We start from the raw sequence: 16238 nt of genomic DNA on the forward strand, positions 1-16238 counted from the left end.
CAACCCTAGACATTGCGCACTGGCGCGACAAGGATGCCCGGCATGAGCGATGTGCTGCACGTCGCGGTCTACATCCTGGCCGGCATATCCGTAGTCGAAGCCGCCGGACTAGTGCTGCTGCGAGTGCAGCTGACGCGCAACCGCCGGGAGGCCGACGAGTTGCGGCAGCGGGCAGATGCCCGCAATTGGCTGCTGTCCGGCGGACGTGAGGCCGTCAAGACGGTGTGGCAGACGGCAAACCTGGTGCGCAAAGAGGGCTTCGGCGCGGCAGTGCGCAGCTCGATTGAAGACCTCGCCGATTGGGCCGAGGTAGAACGGCCCGACCTGGCCCGGGTCACCCCGGACGGGCGGGTGGTTATCCTGTTCTCTGACATCGAGGAGTCCACCGCCCTCAACGAGCGGATCGGCGACCGGGCTTGGGTCAAGCTGATTGGCGCGCACGACAAGCTGATTCAGGAACGGGTACGCCGTCAGTCCGGGCACGTCGTGAAGAGTCAGGGTGACGGATACATGATCGCCTTCGCCCGTGCCGAGCAGGCGGTGCGGTGCGCCATCGACATCCAGCACGCACTGAGTACAGACGGAAAACGTAAGCGCCACCAACAAATCCGAGTGCGGATCGGCATCCACATGGGCCGCTCGGTACGCCGCGGCGACGATCTGTTCGGCCGCAACGTCGCGCTGGCCGCCCGGGTGGCCGGTCAGGCCGCGGGCGGCCAGATCCTGGTGAGCCAGCCGGTGCGAGACGCCGTGTGCGCCGTTTCGGACTGCCCCGACTCTCAAGACATCAGTTTCGACGAGGGCCGCGATGTCGAATTGAAGGGCTTTTCCGGCAGTTATCGGTTGTTCTCAGTCGTCCGAGCCCCCGAACCCGACCTGGACTGAAATCCCGCCGCGTCGGATTCGGCCAGCCTCTGATGCAACCGGGCCCGGATCTCGTCGGGCGTGTAGGCACGTCGCTTGCGTTGGTCGCGCACTACCAGGGCGCCGCCGGCGACGACGCCGGCGACACCGGCCAGGCCGATCCACTTCCAGATGCTGCGCATCACCACAGGCTATCTGGGCCTATTGTGCTGGGGTGAACACGAGCACGCTGACCCTCGACCAAGCGCTGAATGAAACCCGCACCGGCGATCTTTGGCTGTTTCGGGGCCGTTCACGACCCGACCGCGCCATCCAGACGTTGACGAACGCACCGGTCAACCATGTCGGCATGACCGTGGCCATCGACGACCTGCCACCCCTGATCTGGCATGCGGAGTTGGGCGACAAGCTCGTGGACATGTGGACCGGGACCAACCATCGCGGCGTCCAGCTCAACGATGCCCGGCAGGTCGTCCAGCAATGGACGGGGCGCTACCAGCAGCGGTGCTGGCTGCGGCAGCTGACACCGTACGCCAACCGCGAACAGGAAAACGAGCTGCTGCGGGTCATCGCGCGGATGAACGGCACCGCGTTTCCCACCACCGTTCGCCTGACCGGTCGCTGGCTACGCGGGCGGCTCCCGAACGTTAACGACTGGATGCGTGGAATCCCGTTGGTGGACAAGAAGGTTCGCGAGCAAACACAGCGACGCAAAGCAGCGCAGCGAAAGATGGGACTTCAGACGGCCTACTGCGCGGAGACGGTGGCGATCACCTACGAAGAAATGGGCTTGCTTGTCACCGACAAGGACGCCCACTGGTTTGACCCGGGCAAGTTCTGGAGCGGTGACACGCTGCCGCTGGCACCGGGCTATCAGCTCGGCGACGAGATCGGGGTCGCGGTCGGCTGAGCCGTCAGTCGACCGACATCTCCCCCATCTGCGACCATCCCGTGGCGTCGACGGTCTGGCTGACGATTTTGGGCGTGGACGCTAGCGCCTGGGGCAATTCCTGCATCGCATGCTTGAAGTGATCGCTGTTGACGTGGACGCTGCCCGCTTCGCCGTCGCGGAAGGCTTCCACCAGGACGTACTCAGCCGGATTGTCCAGGCTGCGCGACCATTCGAACCACAGGTTGCCCGGTTCGGCACGAGTGGCAGCGGTGAACCCGGCGACGAACTCGGGCCAGCGCTCGGCCCACTCGGGTTTGGTTTCGAACTTGACGACAATGAAGATCATTGCGCTGATAATACGTGGTCAGACCGTGCATCGACCAGCGTGAACCGAATCCGCATCTGCGGTCTGCAATAAATGCCGTTGATCCGCCCGAATTCGATTTCTAAATTCGCCCGTCAACAATCAGTCACTCCCGACCCCCCGCATGGTGATATATCACACAATAAAGGGTGAGCGTGGCCATAGTTATCCGGACCGACCAGTGTGATCTACGCCGCAGGTTTTTTGCTACGTATTCGCGATTTCCGGGTCGCCAATTGGGCCTTGATCCGGTGCGGGAGCCGGCGGTTCGGGATCCACTGCATCGACGAGAACCGCAGGAGCATCCGGTGCGGGAGGCTCGCCTTCGGCCTGCTCGGGATCCATCGGCAAATACATGTGATGGGTGAATTGGGGCTGGTAGGCACCGCCGCCGCCGATGCGGACGCCACCGCCTTCACCACTGGACACCGGGGTGCCGTCCGGCAAGGTCACCGCCGTGTGGCGACCATTCCACCCGATCACCAAGGCATTGGGCGCGGTTCCATACTGAAAGCCGCGTTCCAGCAGAGCGGCTTCCTCGTTTCCGGTGTTAAATCTGCTCCCAAAAGCAGGCCGATCGGCCGCCGCATTGGCCACCCATGAAGCCAGCCCTGAACAGTCAGTTCCCGCGGGAGAATCGCCGCCCGAAATATACGGAGTGCCGGCCACCTGATTAACAAGGGTCAACAGCGTCGCAAGAGCAATCATGGGCAGCGACGCTACCGACAATATCCATAGGAAATCAAAATTTGTGGCATTAATCACGCAGCACTCAGAAAATGGCGGACGTTATATATACCGCGCAAATGTCACATTAAAATATATGAATTGCAGCGGAATCGACTCTCTGCACGTAGCAAACTATCGGTAAATCCCAGAGCCGACCCGGATCGTGCAGGTGACGTGCGAAAACAACGGCTCTTCACGGCCGGCGCGGATTAAGTCCGCAACTGATCTAATGGCGTACACGAGCGGCTGGCTTGATCGTGGTCAAAGCGGTGGTGTGCGATGGCCACCAGGATTCGTTAAGCCCATGCGACACCGAATTCCACGCACACCGCCTTCAATCGCCTGTCCCGAGTCCACAGGTGCGCGCCGCGCACCAGAGCCGCCGAGCCGAGGAGGTGGACGTCCATCGCACTGAGTCCCCGACCCCACAATCGCCGCCCATCGACGAGTTGCAGGACCTCGTCGTGAGCAAGCACCGGAAACCGGTAGAGGTCGGCCAACAGCCCGAGCACGTAGTCTCGCTGCTTGATTGAGCCGAGCGAGAGTTCCTCAATGACGAACTGGTAGCAGCCAGCCTGGTCAGTGCGTAACAGCTCGACGAGTCGCGAATCGGTGGCGTGCAGGTGGCCAATCCATATTGAGGTGTCGACCAGGATCACCGGGGCGACCTCCGTCGCCGCGGTGCCGCGCTAGCCCGCGGATCTGTCCCGCCGAGGGCCGCCAACCGCCGGGCGCTCTCTACCCGAATCAGCGTCTGCAAACCCTCGCGAATCAGCGTCGACTTCTCTTTCACACCAGTCAGTTCGGCAGCTTTGGCCAGCAGAGCGTCGTCAATCGTGACAGTCGTCCGCACCGAAGCCGCCCATCAATCTGCGCATCAACTGATGCGTTTCATGATGCCACGCCAACCCGGCCGTGATCTTGAACTTGGCTACGCGGCCGCACATCCTCTTGGTCAGGTGCTCGGCACCTCGTGGGTACCAGGTGCGAATTTACAAGTGGGACTTGTAAATACGTGGTCGCACACGAATATTCTCAATATTGTGACACGTGTCAAACAGCGTTGCTACGCTGCTCCGGCACAGGGGTGCTGTCGTTGAGAAGGGGTCGTGGTGATGAATTTTTCGGTGTTGCCGCCCGAGGTCAATTCGTTGCGGATGTTCACCGGGGCGGGGTCGGCTCCGATGCTGCAGGCGGCCCTCGGGTGGGACGGGTTGGCCGCGGAGTTGGGTTCGGCCGCGGACTCGTTCGCCTCGATGACGTCGGCGTTGGCCAACCAGGCCTGGCAGGGCCCGGCCTCGCAGGCGATGATCACCGCGGCAGCGCCGTATGCCGGGTGGCTAAGCGCGGCGGCGGCGCGCACTGCCGGGGCGGCAACCCAGGCCAAAACGATCGCGAACGCGTTCGAGGCCGCCCGAGCGGCGACGATTCATCCGTTGGCGGTGGCGGCCAATCGCACGGCGTTTGTGCAGTTGGTGGTGTCGAATGTGTTCGGGCAAAACGCTGCGGCAATTGCGGCTGCCGAAGGCGTGTATGAGCAGATGTGGGCCCAGGATGTCGCGGCCATGGTCGGATACCACGGCGGTGCCTCGGCCGCCGCGGCGGCATTGCAGTCGTGGCAGCAGGTGCTGCAGACCGTGCCGGGCCTGTCCGATCTCAACCTCGGCATCGGCAACATCGGCAATAACAACGTGGGTTCGGGAAACACCGGCGACGACAACCTCGGCATGGGTAACCGCGGCAACGCCAACTCAGGCAGCGGAAACAGCGGCGACGCCAACACCGGTTCGGGAAACCTCGGCACTACCAACTTGGGGTCGGGAAATACCGGAAACTACAACCTCGGTAGCGGCAACTTCGGCGACAACAACCTGGGCTCCGGAAACACCGGCGACAACAACCTGGGCTCAGGTAATAACGGCGACCACAACCTCGGCAACGGAAACACAGGCGATTCCAACGTCGGGTCGGGGAACATCGGCGACAGCAACATCGGCAGCGGAAACCTCGGCGATCGAAATTTCGGATTCGGTAATTCGGGCCCCGGCTGGACGCCGGGCGACGGCAACATTGGGTTCGGCAACACCGGCAACAACAACCTGGGCTTCGGTAACACCGGCAGCAACAACTTCGGCATCGGGCTTACCGGCGACAATCAATTCGGTATCGGCGGGCTGAACTCCGGCAGTGGAAACATCGGTTTGTTCAACTCCGGCGCCAACAATATCGGCTTCTTCAACTCCGGCGAGGGAAACCTCGGCATCGGGAACTCCGGCGTCACGAATACCGGCTTTTTCAACTCGGGCAGCCTCAACACGGGTTTCTCTAACTCAGGCGGTCTGAATACGGGCTTCGCCAACTCGAGCGACACAAACCTAGGTAGTTTTAATTCGGGCGACGTGGGCTTGAACGTGGGAAGCTTCAACTCCGCCGGCGGTGGCAATGTGGGCAACTTCAACTCGTCGTTCGGTAATAATGTGGGCAACTTCAACTCGGGCATCGGATTCAACCTTGGTAGTTTCAACTCCGGCGCCGGACACGGTAGCAACACAGGCTCCTTCAACTCGGGCATTCGCAACACCGGTTGGGCGAACTCCGGCAATACCAACACGGGTGTCTTCAACTCGGGTACTCTCAACACGGCTATTGGCGGTACGGAGATACTAGACGTCGATAACTCAGGATTCGGAAACATCGGTGCCGGAAACTCAGGTTTCTTCAACACCGGCGGCTTTAACTCGGGTGTGGGAAATAGCACCAGCGGAGGTGGTCTGAACGTCGGCTTGTTCAATTCCGGCACCGGTAAGAACAGCACCGGTATCGGAAACACCGGCGACAACACCGTGGGCTTCTTTAACTCGGGCGACGTCAGTAGGGGATTCTTCAACCCTGGCATGGGAAACGTGGGAGTTCTAAACATGGGCTTCGCAAACTCGGGATTTTTAAATTGGGGCCGTATCACCTCGGGCGCCTTAAACGCGGCGACCAAGCGATCGGGTTTCTTTCACGGTTTGATCCCGGGCTGGTAGACACGCGCACAGCCGGTGGGCTGCCCTACTTCGACTTGCTCGCCGCGCCATGTCGAAACTCGACCACGTCGCCGTCGGCCATCACATAGTCCTTGCCTTCCATCCGAACCTTGCCGGCCGCCTTGGCCGCGGCCATCGACCCGGCGCCGATCAGGTCGTCGTAGGACACGATTTCGGCCTTGATGAAGCCCTTTTCGAAGTCGGTGTGGATCACCCCGGCCGCCTTGGGTGCGGTGTCACCCTGATGAATTACCCACGCGCGCGCTTCTTTTGGGCCAGCCGTCAGGAACGTCTGCAGCCTTAGAGTGTGAAAACCCGCCCGCGCCAACGCATCCAGGCCTCGCTCGGTTTGCCCGATCGACTCCAGCAGCTCCGCGGCCGACTCCTCGTCGAGTTCGCCAAGCTCGGACTCGATCGCGGCGTCCAGGAACACCGCGTCCGCGGGCGCAACCAACTCACGGAGCTCGGCAACTCGCGCGGCGTCGGTCAGCACCGCCTCGTCGGCATTGAACACATAGAGAAACGGCTTCGTCGTCAGCAGGTTCAGCTCCCGCAGCACCGCGGCGTCCACGCCCGCGGCGTACAGCGTCTTGCCGCCGTCGAGCAACTCTTGGGCGGCCACTGCCGCCTCATAGACCGGTTTGCGCTCCTTGTTGTTGCGGGCTTCCTTCTCCAACCGCGGTAAGGCGCGCTCCAGGGTTTGCAGATCGGCCAGAATCAACTCGGTCTCGACGACCTCGATATCGGATCGGGGATCGACCCGCCCGGAGACGTGGGTCACGTCGTCGTCGGCAAACACCCGCACGACCTGGCAGATCGCGTCGCATTCGCGGATATGGGCCAGAAACTTGTTACCCAGGCCGGCACCTTCGGACGCGCCCTTGACCAGGCCGGCAATGTCCACAAACGTCACCGGCGCCGCTACGATGCGCTCGGAACCGAAAAGCTCCGCCAGCTTTTCCAGACGGGGATCGGGCAGCGAAACCACACCCTCATTCGGCTCGATCGTTGCGAATGGGTAGTTGGCCGCCACCACGTTGTTCCGCGTCAGCGCGTTGAACAACGTCGACTTGCCGACATTGGGCAGACCCACGATTCCCAGGCTCAGGCTCACAGGAAGCCAAGTCTAGGTGGCACGCCAATGCCGGCTGTCCGGCTATATACGAGCCTTTCGGCCCATTGCCGGTACGGTCAACATGTGTCAGCGGAGCCGGCGAACGCAGCGGTGGAAACAAGTCACCGCTCGATCCTGCCCAATATCCCAGGTGTGCCGTGGTGGGCTGCTGTTTTAATCGCCACCACGGCGACAGCCCTGGGGTACGTCGTCGACGCGGGTCACAAGGAGCTGACCCATGCCTTCGCCGGCCTTTATATAGCCGGCTGCGTCACGGCGGTGCTCGCGGTGCGGCAGTCGGGGGTATTCACCGCGGTCATCCAGCCGCCCCTAATCCTTTTCTGCGCCGTGCCCGGCGCCTACTGGCTGTTCCACGGAGGCAAGGTCGACAAGTTCAAAGACCTCCTGATCAACTGCGGCTATCCGCTCATCGAGCGGTTCCCGTTGATGCTGGGCACCGCCGGCGGCGTCCTGCTCATCGGCCTGATCAGGTGGTACTTCGGGATGAGCCACCGGACTCAACGCAGCGCTGCGACCACCAAGGAAGACACGGCCAGCCGCGCCGAGCGAACGTCAGTCATCAGCGGCATCATCGCGAAGGTGAATGGGCTGCTTGCCCGCGATTCAGACGACACCGCCGACGAGACCGGTTCACAGCCGGCACACGCGATAGGTCGCACCCCGAGAAGCCGGCGGACGGCGCGCAATGGTCGGTCGGCAAAGCGCCCCACCCGCACCCGCTCCCGGCATGCCCGGCCGCCGCTGGAGGACCAGAGCGAACCGACCGCCGATCGGCAGCGGCAGCAGAGGCGGCAACAAACCCGCAGCGGCGCGACGCCCACCCGCAACTACGAAGCCGGCGACCCGCCCCGGCGGTCGCGCCGCCCGCGGCCGCCGAGTGACCCAGACCTGGGCGCACAGCCGCCGCGAGAGATGCGTCGCGACCCGCACGCGCGGCGCAACCCCTACGAGCGACCGCGCACCAGCCGATTCGATCCGTACGACAGCTACGAGCCGCCCGAACAGTCCCGGCCGGCGCAACCCTACAACCGTCGCTACGTCGCCGCCTACGAGCCTTACGAGTTCCCCTACGAATCTCGCCGGGGGCGCGCCGCAGCCAACGGTCCAAACACCGGCAACCCGACACATCACCCGATCTCGCAGGTCCGCTATCGCGGGTCAGCCCCGAGAAGTGAACCGCGCGCCGAGCGTCAAGAGCCGCGACCGGATCAGCGCGATCGACCCCGGACACGCAAGCCCCCGGCCGAATCCTGGGAATACGACGTCTGACCCCTACCGGGGTGGCCGGATCTCGCGGGGCAGGGCGAACACCAGCGTCTCGTTGGCCGTGGTCACCGGTTGCACCATGTCGTAGCCGCAGTCGGCCAGTCGTTCCAACACACCGCGCACCAGCACCTCGGGGACCGAGGCCCCGGAGGTCACGCCGACCGTCTTAACACCCTCCAGCCACACCGGGTCGATATCGTTGGCGCAGTCCACCAAGTGCGCGGCCTGCGACCCGGCGCCCAGCGCCACCTCGACCAACCGCACCGAGTTCGACGAGTTGCGCGAGCCGACGACGATCACCAGCTCGCACTCGGGAGCCATCGCCTTGACGGCGACCTGCCGGTTCTGGGTCGCGTAGCAAATGTCGTCGCTGGGCGGGTCCTGCAGCTTCGGGAAGCGCTGACGCAACCGCTCGACGATCTCCATGGTCTCGTCGACAGACAGCGTGGTCTGTGACAACCAGACCACTTTGTCCTCGTCCCTAATGATCACGTTCTCGACGGCGTCCACCCCGTCGACCAGTTGCACGTGATCGGGAGCCTCCCCTGCGGTCCCGATCACCTCCTCATGACCCTCATGACCGATCAGCAAGATGTCGAAGTCGTCGCGGGCGAACCGCTTGGCCTCGTTGTGCACCTTGGTGACCAGCGGACAGGTGGCGTCGATGGTCTGCAGGTTGCGTTCGGCCGCGGCGGTGTACACCGAGGGTGCGACACCATGCGCGGAGAACACCACGATGGCTCCCTCGGGAACCTGGTCGGTCTCCTCGACGAACACCGCACCGGCCTTGGCCAAAGTGTCAACCACGTGGCGGTTGTGGACGATCTCGTGACGCACGTAGACGGGGGCGCCGTGCTTCTCCAACGCGCGCTCGACGGTTTCGACCGCCCGATCCACACCCGCGCAGTAGCCGCGCGGCTCGGCCAGCAGCACCCGCTTACGTGTTGGAGAGTCGGGCACCGATCGCCCCGATAGAGAAGCACCGGGAAACCCCATGTCGACAGTCGGAACCATGGCATTCAGGGTACGTTCTGGCGACACGAGCCGGCTAGCTCGCGGCCGCCGGCTTGGACTTAGCCGCCGCTTGAGGCAGTCTTGGATCCATGGCTACTGCACCGTACGGGGTTCGGCTACTTGTCGGCGCGGCGACAGTCGCCGTCGAGGAGACGATGAAGCTACCGCGAACCATATTGATGTATCCGATGACGCTGGTCAGTCAGGCGGCCCACATCGTGATGCGGTTCCAGCAAAACCTTGCTGAGCTGGTGATCAAGGGCGACAACACGCTGGACGCAATCTTTCCGCCGAAGAACGAGCAGCCCGAATGGGCAACTTTCGACGAGGATCTCGAAGTCATCGAAGGAGGATCGATTCCGTTGCCCGGAGTCGACACCTTCGACAACGATCGCCGGGCCGAGGGACGGTTCGCGCTGTATTCGGTGTCCGATTCGTCTGAGCCTGGACCCGCCGATCCGCCGACCAAACCGGCATCCGCTAGAAAGTCGAAGAAGTCGGGGTCTGGCCCCACGGTTCCAGCGCCAGCGGTGGCGACCGAACTCGACTATGCGGCGCTGACGCTGGCCCAGCTGCGGGCTCGGCTGCAATCGCTGGATGTCGCCGATCTCGAAGCCCTGCTGGCCTATGAGCAGGCCACCAAGGCCCGCGCCCCGTTCCAGACGCTGCTCGCCAACAGGATCACCCGCGCGACCGCGAAGTGAATTCGGCCGAGAACCCGTTCCCGGTTCGCGCGGTAGCCATCCGGGTCGCGGGCTGGATCGACAAACTGGGCACGGTCTGGGTGGAGGGGCAATTGGCCCAGATCACCCTGCGGCCAAACTCCAACACGGTATTCATGGTGCTGCGTGACCCGGCGGCCGACATGTCGCTCACAGTGACTTGTTCCCGCGACCTAGTGCTGGCCGCGCCGGTGAAATTGACCGAAGGCACTCAGGTGGTGGTCTGCGGCAAGCCCTCGTTCTACACCGGACGCGGCACCTTCTCGTTGCGGCTCAGCGAGATTCGCGCGGTTGGCGTAGGCGAGCTGCTGGCCCGCATCGATCGGCTACGCCGGCTGCTGGACGCCGAAGGGCTCTTCGACCCGCGGCTTAAGCGGCCGATCCCGTTCCTGCCCAACACAATTGGGCTCATCACCGGTCGAGCAAGCGCCGCCGAACACGACGTGACGACAGTGGCCGCTGCCCGCTGGCCGGCGGTGCGATTCGCGGTGCGCAACACCGCCGTGCAGGGACCCAACGCCGTCGGCCAGATCGTGGAGGCATTGCGCGAACTCGATCGCGACGCCGACGTCGACGTGATCGTGGTGGCCCGTGGCGGGGGCAGCGTCGAAGACCTGCTGCCGTTTTCCGACGAGACGCTGTGCCGCGCCATCGCAGCGTGCCGTACCCCGGTGGTCAGCGCGGTCGGTCACGAACCGGACAATCCACTGTGCGACCTGGTCGCCGACCTGCGTGCGGCCACCCCCACCGACGCGGCCAAGAAGGTGGTCCCGGATACCGCCGCCGAGCAGCGACTGATCGCCGACTTGCGCCGGCGCAGTGCCCAGGCGCTGCGTAACTGGGTCACCCGGGAACAACGGGCGCTGACCCAGTTACGCGGCCGCCCGGTGTTGGCCGACCCGCTAAGGGCGCTGAGTGTGCGCGGCGAAGAGATACACCGCGCCCGCTCGGCGCTGCGTCGCGACGTCACCCGGCTGGTCAGCGCCGAGTCCGAACGCGTCGGCCATCTGGCCGCGAGGCTGGCCACGTTGGGCCCGGCGGCCACGCTCGCCCGCGGCTACGCGGTGGTGCAAACGGTTTCGACGGCAGGGCAATCAGCGGTGCTGCGGTCGGTCGACGATGCGCCCGCCGGAACCCGGTTGCGGGTGCGGGTTGCCGACGGTGCCGTGGCGGCAGTGAGCGAGGGACACAGCGATGGCTGAGCAAGACCAATCTGGATCTATTACACCCATTAGTCAGCTCGGCTATGAGGCTTGTCGAGACGAGCTGATGGAAGTCGTACGCCTCCTCGAACAGGGCGGGCTGGATCTCGATGCGTCGCTGCAGCTCTGGGAAAGAGGGGAACAACTCGCGAAAAGATGCGAGGAGCACTTAGCTGGCGCTCGTCAGCGAGTAGCGGACGCGTTGGCCGCCGGGGAGGCCGGACAAGACTGACCCTTGCCGATTTCGGACCACGACGGTTATTCCGAATTGGAACACGTTTTAGTTATGCTTCGCCGCATGGGTGATTCATCACTGACAACCGAACTCGGCAGCGTGCTGGTTACCGGTGGCTCGGGCTTTGTCGGCGCCAATTTGGTCACCACGTTGCTCGAACGCGGACACCAGGTACGGTCCTTCGACCGAGCGCCGTCGCCGCTGCCGCGGCATCCGCAGCTGGAGGTGTTGCAGGGTGACATCACCGACGCGGCCGTCTGCGGCAAAGCGGTGGAAGGCATCGACACGATCATCCACACCGCTGCGATCATCGAACTGATGGGCGGCTCGTCGGTGACCGACGAATACCGCCAGCGCAGCTACGCCGTCAACGTCGAGGGCACCAAGAACCTGGTCCACGCCGGACAACAGGCCGGAGCCAAGCGTTTTGTCTATACCGCCTCGAACAGTGTGGTGATGGGCGGCCAGCCCATCTCCGGCGGCGACGAGACATTGCCCTACACCGAACGGTTCAATGACCTCTACACCGAGACCAAGGTGGTCGCAGAGAAGTTCGTGCTGTCCCAGAACGGGGTCGAGGGCATGCTGACGTGCTCCATCCGGCCCAGCGGAATCTGGGGTCGTGGCGATCAGACGATGTTCCGCAAGCTGTTCGAGAGCGTTGTAGCCGGCCACGTCAAGGTTCTCGTCGGCAGCAAGAATGCCAAATTGGACAACTCGTACGTGCACAACCTAATTCACGGTTTCATCCTGGCCGGCGAACACTTGGTGCCCGGCGGCACCGCGCCCGGGCAGGCGTACTTCATCAACGATGGTGAGCCGATCAACATGTTCGAGTTCGCTCGGCCGGTCGTCACGGCGTGTGGCGAACGTTGGCCGCGGGTACGGGTGTCGGGCCGGCTGGTCCGCGACGCGATGTTGGTGTGGCAATGGCTGCATTTCAAGTTCCGGCTGCCCAAACCGCCACTGGAACCCCTTGCGGTGGAACGAATTTACCTTGACAACTACTTCTCCATCGCTAAGGCGGAGCGTGACCTGGCCTACCGTCCGCTGTTCACCACCGAGCAGGCCATGGCTGAATGTCTGCCCTACTACAAAGAACTCTTCGAACAGGTCAAGGCGGCGGCCAAGCCGCACCTGGTGGAGGTTGTCGCCACTCCTCCGCCCGAATAGCGTTCGGCGGCGCCGTCAGACGACCGCGGCCAGTCTGCGCGCTGGCTAACCCCATTTGGCCCCTTCGGCGGTATCGCGGGCAAGCATGGCCAAGGTGTTGGTTTCGTGGGTGCCAGCCATCGACCGATAAGCCTGAACGAGGCCGTCGAGGGCCTGGTTCCACTGCGTCTGCCAAACCTGGTACGTCATTCCGGTATCGCCCTGCCAGGCATTGGACAGCGCCGCCTGCTCGTTGGCGATATCACCACCGAGCCCCTGCATCGTGCCGGCGTAGCCGGCCATGTCCCCAGCGTGGGCCAACATCGCCGGGTAGTTGTACGTAATTTGTGACATCACAGTCCTTTCGTGGTTGGTCTCGCCGGTCTCAGAACCCGACGTAGCTGGACGCGGCGGCGGCGTCGGCAGCCACGTAGGTCCCCGCGGCATCCCCTAGGTTGGCCTGAGCGATATCGAGCAAGGTGTTGATTTTGGCCGCCGCCTCGACGAAGCGGGCATGGGCGCCCTGAAACGCTGCCGCGGCTTCTCCGACGTGAAATGCCTGCGCTGACAGGGCTTCCTGCTCGGCCTGCGCGATGGTGCTGCGCATCACCGCCGCCTTGGCGGCGAATGCCGACTGCGACGCCACCAATTGCGGAATATGGGCATCCAACAAACTCATCCGGACTCCTTATCTGTGTTACTCTCCCAAGTCCTGGGAACCATCGGCATCCGCGGCCCATCGTCAAGGCCATCACCGCCAAGAGTGGCCAAACCGACTGCCTCAACGAGCATTTGGCTGCGCGCCGTTCCGGCAAATCCCAGCCGCCCTGCACCCGCATCCGAGGCCCACGCACCGCGCTGCTCCTCCGCGGGCGGGATTGGCAAGTCGAAATCCAGCTCCATATCGGCGAATTCGTCGCGATGCCCCTGTTGCTTGGCGCCGCTTCGGCGGCGCCGACGGGCGCGAGCCTCACGCCGAGCCGATGCCTGCGCGGCGGCCGCGGCCGCCGCGGAGTCGGAGGCCGGCTCCTGAGTTCGGGCGCGGGTCGAAAGTCCCGAGCCGAACCCGATGCCGGGACCACCCCCGACGAGGTACGGGGGGACGCCGGTCGCCGGCGACGGCGCGGTGGCTGGCGCGGCAGTGCCGGCAGCCGAACTGGGCGCGGGTGTCGAGGCAGGAGCAGTGGCCGACACGCTGCCCGTGGGAATCGTCGAAGCCAGCCCAGCAATCGGAACCGTCACGGGCACGGCCGCGAGCTGCGGCCCGGCGACGGGGATCGCGGCAACATGAGTGGCAGCCAGACCGGCCAACCCTGCGAAGCCGGTTGCTGCCCCCAGGGTGGCGACGGTTTGGGTCAGCGCGATCGCCAGCAGCTGTGGCGACTCCGCTAGCCAGGTAACGATCTGCATGATGTGGGTCGGCAGATCGAACACCAGGATGTTGAACAGAAACTCGATCGCCGCAATCGGATCGGTGAAGAGCAGTCTCCAGAATTCCTCGGCATCCTGAAAGAACTCGAGGGCTCGGGCCAGCCACCAGATCGCTTGGCCGGGGTTGGTGTAGGCGTCGTAGGGCAGGCCGTTGAGGGTGCCGTTGGCGGGGTCCCAAATGATGCGGCCGCCGCTGATGATTTTCAGGATTTCGGCGATCAGGTTGTCGATCGGGGTGGCGTTTCCTGAGTCGTCGCCGGTTCTGGAGTTCTGCGCCACAGCGGTCGATTTCAGGATCTGGGGGGCGGGCGATGCTTGCGGGGTCGATGCCACGGCGGCCGCCGATACCGCCTGATAGGTCGCCATCGTGGTGGCCGCCTGAATCCACATCCGCACATAGTCGGCCTCATTGAGTGCGATCGGGATGGTGTTGATCCCAAAGAAATTCGTCGCCACCAAGACCCCGTGGATGGCGTGATTGGCGGCTAGTTCCGGCAAGGTCGGCATGGCCGCCAACGCCGCCGTGTACGCCGCGGCCAACGTCTCGTGCTCGCCGGCCGCGGCCGCGCTGTCCGCGCTTGCCTGCATCAGCCAGGCCAGATACGGCAGGTAGGCGGCCGCGAACACGTCGGCACTGGGGCCCCGCCATACCCCGGCTCGCACCGCGGCAAGCAGAGCACTCAGTTCTTCTGCCACTGCGCCATATTCGGCACTCAGTGCTGACCACTGCGCCGCAGCGGCCAGCAACGACCCCGGACCCGGACCGCTACTGAGCATGGCTGAATGCACCTCCGGAGGTGCGGCCATCCACACCGGTGCCGTCATAGCTCAGCCAGGTAGATGGCCGCCGCCAGCGCATCGCCGGTCGCGTAACTGGTGGCCGCCTCCGCAACCCCGACCCCCGAGCGGCCAAGCTCCTCGACACCCTGTGCGGCCACGGCTGCATAGTCGCCGCCGCGAAGGCTGACCCCGGCTGCGCTCTGCACCGACACCGGATCTGCTGCCGGCGGAATCACCGCGGTGATCAGCGGGACCGCACTTGCATGCGCGGCCGCCAACCGCGCGGTCAGCGCTTCGATGGCGGCACTGGCAGCCGCCAAGCCTTCGGGAATAACGCCCAGCGTCACGACGAATCCTCCATCTGTTCGACGCTCACCCTTGCACCTAGAGAGCTATCGAACATGAAAATCATTGTCGATAATTCCTCCGATCGGATCTGATTTCGGTGGACACGTCCATTCCCCCAATCGGGGGACACGGGATCACGTCGACCTTTAAGGAACGGCCCCCGCCGCCACGACCCGTAACGGAGACACAGACAACGGCTCAGGGCAATCCGGGCAGCGGCGAGACTTCGCCGGTCGAGCTATTGACGAGGGCGGCGCGGTCCAGGCGCCCCCGCAACGGCAACACGTCGAACACCGCGCCCACGATGTCGGGCAGCTGAGCCAGCTTCGCACGCGGCGCAAGTGAACAGTGCGGCAACCAGATTCCAGGCACATAGTTCTTGTGCAGCTCGGCGCCGGCGGCGGTGACGGCCTCGACGACACGCGACTGGCGCGCAACGAAATCGGCACTCACGCCCGCGACCAACCACGTGCGTCCACGCCGGAACAGCCCTACCCCTTCAAAGCTCAGCTCCACGGGGCAGCCGCCGTCGAGATAGCCGAGCGCCGCGGTAACCGCGGCGCGATCCCAGCGCCGCAACACCGCATAGGAGACATGCGGCACGTGGCGCCCGTGGGTGTGTGAACGGAGGCTGGCCACACCGCGCTCCTCGATCCTGTCCCACAACGCGCGAATCGCCCGCTCGGAATGCCGGTCGAAAAGCAAGCAGACGGCCAGCGCCACAACGGCCGGTCAGCTGTAGAGGTGCACCGGGTGGTGCGTGGCCTCCGCGATGCGTGCTGAGGCGTTCTGCAGCAGCTCGGTGCCCAACGCGATCAATCCGCGGGCCGCTGCGATTTCCTCGCCGATCATCGGCTGGCTGGCATCCTTCGGGTGGCGGTACGCGTCGCCCAGGGTGGTCATGGTCTCGCCCTCACCGAGTTGTGCGCGCACCGTCGCATGAGTGTGGGTCTCGTCCTCGTCGAACTCGATATCCACGTGCCACGCGGTGTCCAAGTTGCGGTCGTACATTGCAATCACCTTCCATGTCCCAACGTAACCGCGAAAGACCCGCTGCGGACATGTTTTTTTGCAG

The 16238-nt window shown here is 64.2% G+C and carries 20 protein-coding genes and 1 pseudogene; 8 read left to right on the top strand and 13 right to left on the bottom strand.

The window, feature by feature from the left end; genetic code table 11:
• Positions 1 to 33 precede the first annotated feature (33 nt).
• Positions 34 to 885, top strand: coding sequence for an adenylate/guanylate cyclase domain-containing protein (locus AADZ78_RS21020; protein ID WP_085252634.1), 852 nt, complete (start codon positions 34 to 36; stop codon positions 883 to 885).
• Here the strand turns inward: AADZ78_RS21020 and AADZ78_RS21025 are convergent.
• Positions 837 to 1046, bottom strand: a complete 210-nt coding sequence (locus AADZ78_RS21025) for a hypothetical protein (RefSeq protein WP_085252638.1) — start codon at positions 1044 to 1046, stop codon at positions 837 to 839. The genes AADZ78_RS21020 and AADZ78_RS21025 overlap by 49 nt on opposite strands.
• A gap of 32 nt (positions 1047 to 1078) precedes the next feature.
• Here AADZ78_RS21025 and AADZ78_RS21030 point away from each other — a divergent pair, with 32 nt between their 5' ends.
• Positions 1079 to 1774 carry a guanylate cyclase gene (locus AADZ78_RS21030; protein ID WP_085252633.1) on the top strand — a complete coding sequence of 232 codons (696 nt, stop codon included), beginning with the start codon at positions 1079 to 1081 and terminating at the stop codon, positions 1772 to 1774.
• Positions 1775 to 1778: 4 nt separating this feature from the next.
• On the opposite strand, the gene AADZ78_RS21035 is transcribed toward AADZ78_RS21030, so the two are convergent.
• From AADZ78_RS21035 to AADZ78_RS21050, 4 genes and pseudogenes are all read right to left on the bottom strand, one after another.
• The gene (locus AADZ78_RS21035) at positions 1779 to 2102 is read right to left on the bottom strand and encodes a putative quinol monooxygenase (protein WP_085252632.1); all 324 of its coding nucleotides are present in this window, start codon (positions 2100 to 2102) and stop codon (positions 1779 to 1781) included.
• Positions 2103 to 2357: 255 nt separating this feature from the next.
• A pseudogene (locus AADZ78_RS21040) lies at positions 2358 to 2828 on the bottom strand (hypothetical protein); the annotation flags it as partial.
• A 317-nt stretch (positions 2829 to 3145) separates the two neighbouring features.
• Entirely contained in the window at positions 3146 to 3508 is a 363-nt protein-coding gene (locus AADZ78_RS21045) for a type II toxin-antitoxin system VapC family toxin (protein ID WP_085252630.1), read from the bottom strand.
• Positions 3505 to 3702, bottom strand: coding sequence for a type II toxin-antitoxin system VapB family antitoxin (locus AADZ78_RS21050; protein WP_085252629.1), 198 nt, complete (start codon positions 3700 to 3702; stop codon positions 3505 to 3507). The genes AADZ78_RS21045 and AADZ78_RS21050 overlap by 4 nt, the downstream gene beginning before the upstream one ends.
• Positions 3703 to 3964: 262 nt before the next feature.
• Here AADZ78_RS21050 and AADZ78_RS21055 point away from each other — a divergent pair, with 262 nt between their 5' ends.
• Positions 3965 to 5878 carry a PPE family protein gene (locus AADZ78_RS21055; protein ID WP_204903347.1) on the top strand — a complete coding sequence of 638 codons (1914 nt, stop codon included), beginning with the start codon at positions 3965 to 3967 and terminating at the stop codon, positions 5876 to 5878.
• Between the two features lie 25 nt (positions 5879 to 5903).
• On the opposite strand, the gene ychF is transcribed toward AADZ78_RS21055, so the two are convergent.
• Positions 5904 to 6992 (bottom strand): redox-regulated ATPase YchF, encoded by a 1089-nt coding sequence (gene ychF, locus AADZ78_RS21060; protein ID WP_085253320.1) that lies wholly within the window; start codon positions 6990 to 6992, stop codon positions 5904 to 5906.
• 84 nt (positions 6993 to 7076) lie between these two features.
• Here ychF and AADZ78_RS21065 point away from each other — a divergent pair, with 84 nt between their 5' ends.
• On the top strand, positions 7077 to 8282 hold the full coding sequence (locus AADZ78_RS21065) for a DUF6542 domain-containing protein (protein WP_204903346.1): 1206 nt from the start codon (positions 7077 to 7079) through the stop codon (positions 8280 to 8282).
• Between the two features lie 3 nt (positions 8283 to 8285).
• On the opposite strand, the gene AADZ78_RS21070 is transcribed toward AADZ78_RS21065, so the two are convergent.
• The gene (locus tag AADZ78_RS21070; protein WP_085253319.1) at positions 8286 to 9293 is read right to left on the bottom strand and encodes a 4-hydroxy-3-methylbut-2-enyl diphosphate reductase; all 1008 of its coding nucleotides are present in this window, start codon (positions 9291 to 9293) and stop codon (positions 8286 to 8288) included.
• Positions 9294 to 9382: 89 nt separating this feature from the next.
• Between AADZ78_RS21070 and AADZ78_RS21075 the strand changes: the two genes are divergently transcribed.
• Genes AADZ78_RS21075 through AADZ78_RS21090 form a run of 4 tightly spaced genes read left to right on the top strand, consistent with a single transcriptional unit; the run spans position 9383 to position 12625 of the window.
• The gene (locus AADZ78_RS21075; RefSeq protein ID WP_085253318.1) at positions 9383 to 9997 is read left to right on the top strand and encodes a lipid droplet-associated protein; all 615 of its coding nucleotides are present in this window, start codon (positions 9383 to 9385) and stop codon (positions 9995 to 9997) included.
• Entirely contained in the window at positions 9994 to 11217 is a 1224-nt protein-coding gene (gene xseA / locus AADZ78_RS21080) for an exodeoxyribonuclease VII large subunit (RefSeq protein ID WP_085253317.1), read from the top strand. Before AADZ78_RS21075 ends, xseA begins: the two co-directional genes overlap by 4 nt.
• Positions 11210 to 11449 carry an exodeoxyribonuclease VII small subunit gene (locus AADZ78_RS21085; RefSeq protein ID WP_085253316.1) on the top strand — a complete coding sequence of 80 codons (240 nt, stop codon included), beginning with the start codon at positions 11210 to 11212 and terminating at the stop codon, positions 11447 to 11449. Before xseA ends, AADZ78_RS21085 begins: the two co-directional genes overlap by 8 nt.
• Before the next feature lie 54 nt (positions 11450 to 11503).
• Positions 11504 to 12625 (top strand): 3-beta-hydroxysteroid dehydrogenase, encoded by a 1122-nt coding sequence (locus tag AADZ78_RS21090; RefSeq protein ID WP_085253315.1) that lies wholly within the window; start codon positions 11504 to 11506, stop codon positions 12623 to 12625.
• 45 nt (positions 12626 to 12670) lie between these two features.
• On the opposite strand, the gene AADZ78_RS21095 is transcribed toward AADZ78_RS21090, so the two are convergent.
• From AADZ78_RS21095 to AADZ78_RS21120, 6 genes are all read right to left on the bottom strand, one after another.
• Positions 12671 to 12958, bottom strand: coding sequence for a WXG100 family type VII secretion target (locus AADZ78_RS21095; RefSeq protein WP_085253314.1), 288 nt, complete (start codon positions 12956 to 12958; stop codon positions 12671 to 12673).
• Between the two features lie 31 nt (positions 12959 to 12989).
• The gene (locus AADZ78_RS21100; protein WP_085253313.1) at positions 12990 to 13283 is read right to left on the bottom strand and encodes a WXG100 family type VII secretion target; all 294 of its coding nucleotides are present in this window, start codon (positions 13281 to 13283) and stop codon (positions 12990 to 12992) included.
• The gene (locus tag AADZ78_RS21105; protein ID WP_085253312.1) at positions 13280 to 14860 is read right to left on the bottom strand and encodes a PPE family protein; all 1581 of its coding nucleotides are present in this window, start codon (positions 14858 to 14860) and stop codon (positions 13280 to 13282) included. Before AADZ78_RS21105 ends, AADZ78_RS21100 begins: the two co-directional genes overlap by 4 nt.
• Positions 14857 to 15162: a PE family protein gene (locus AADZ78_RS21110; RefSeq protein ID WP_085253311.1), complete on the bottom strand. Its 306-nt coding sequence runs from the start codon at positions 15160 to 15162 to the stop codon at positions 14857 to 14859. Before AADZ78_RS21110 ends, AADZ78_RS21105 begins: the two co-directional genes overlap by 4 nt.
• Before the next feature lie 199 nt (positions 15163 to 15361).
• Positions 15362 to 15886, bottom strand: a complete 525-nt coding sequence (locus tag AADZ78_RS21115; RefSeq protein ID WP_085253310.1) for a 2'-5' RNA ligase family protein — start codon at positions 15884 to 15886, stop codon at positions 15362 to 15364.
• Between the two features lie 9 nt (positions 15887 to 15895).
• The gene (locus AADZ78_RS21120) at positions 15896 to 16174 is read right to left on the bottom strand and encodes a DUF1876 domain-containing protein (protein WP_085253309.1); all 279 of its coding nucleotides are present in this window, start codon (positions 16172 to 16174) and stop codon (positions 15896 to 15898) included.
• Positions 16175 to 16238 lie beyond the last annotated feature (64 nt).

It is taken from the genome of Mycobacterium riyadhense, from assembly GCF_963853645.1.
Classification (GTDB): Bacteria; Actinomycetota; Actinomycetes; order Mycobacteriales; family Mycobacteriaceae; genus Mycobacterium; species Mycobacterium riyadhense.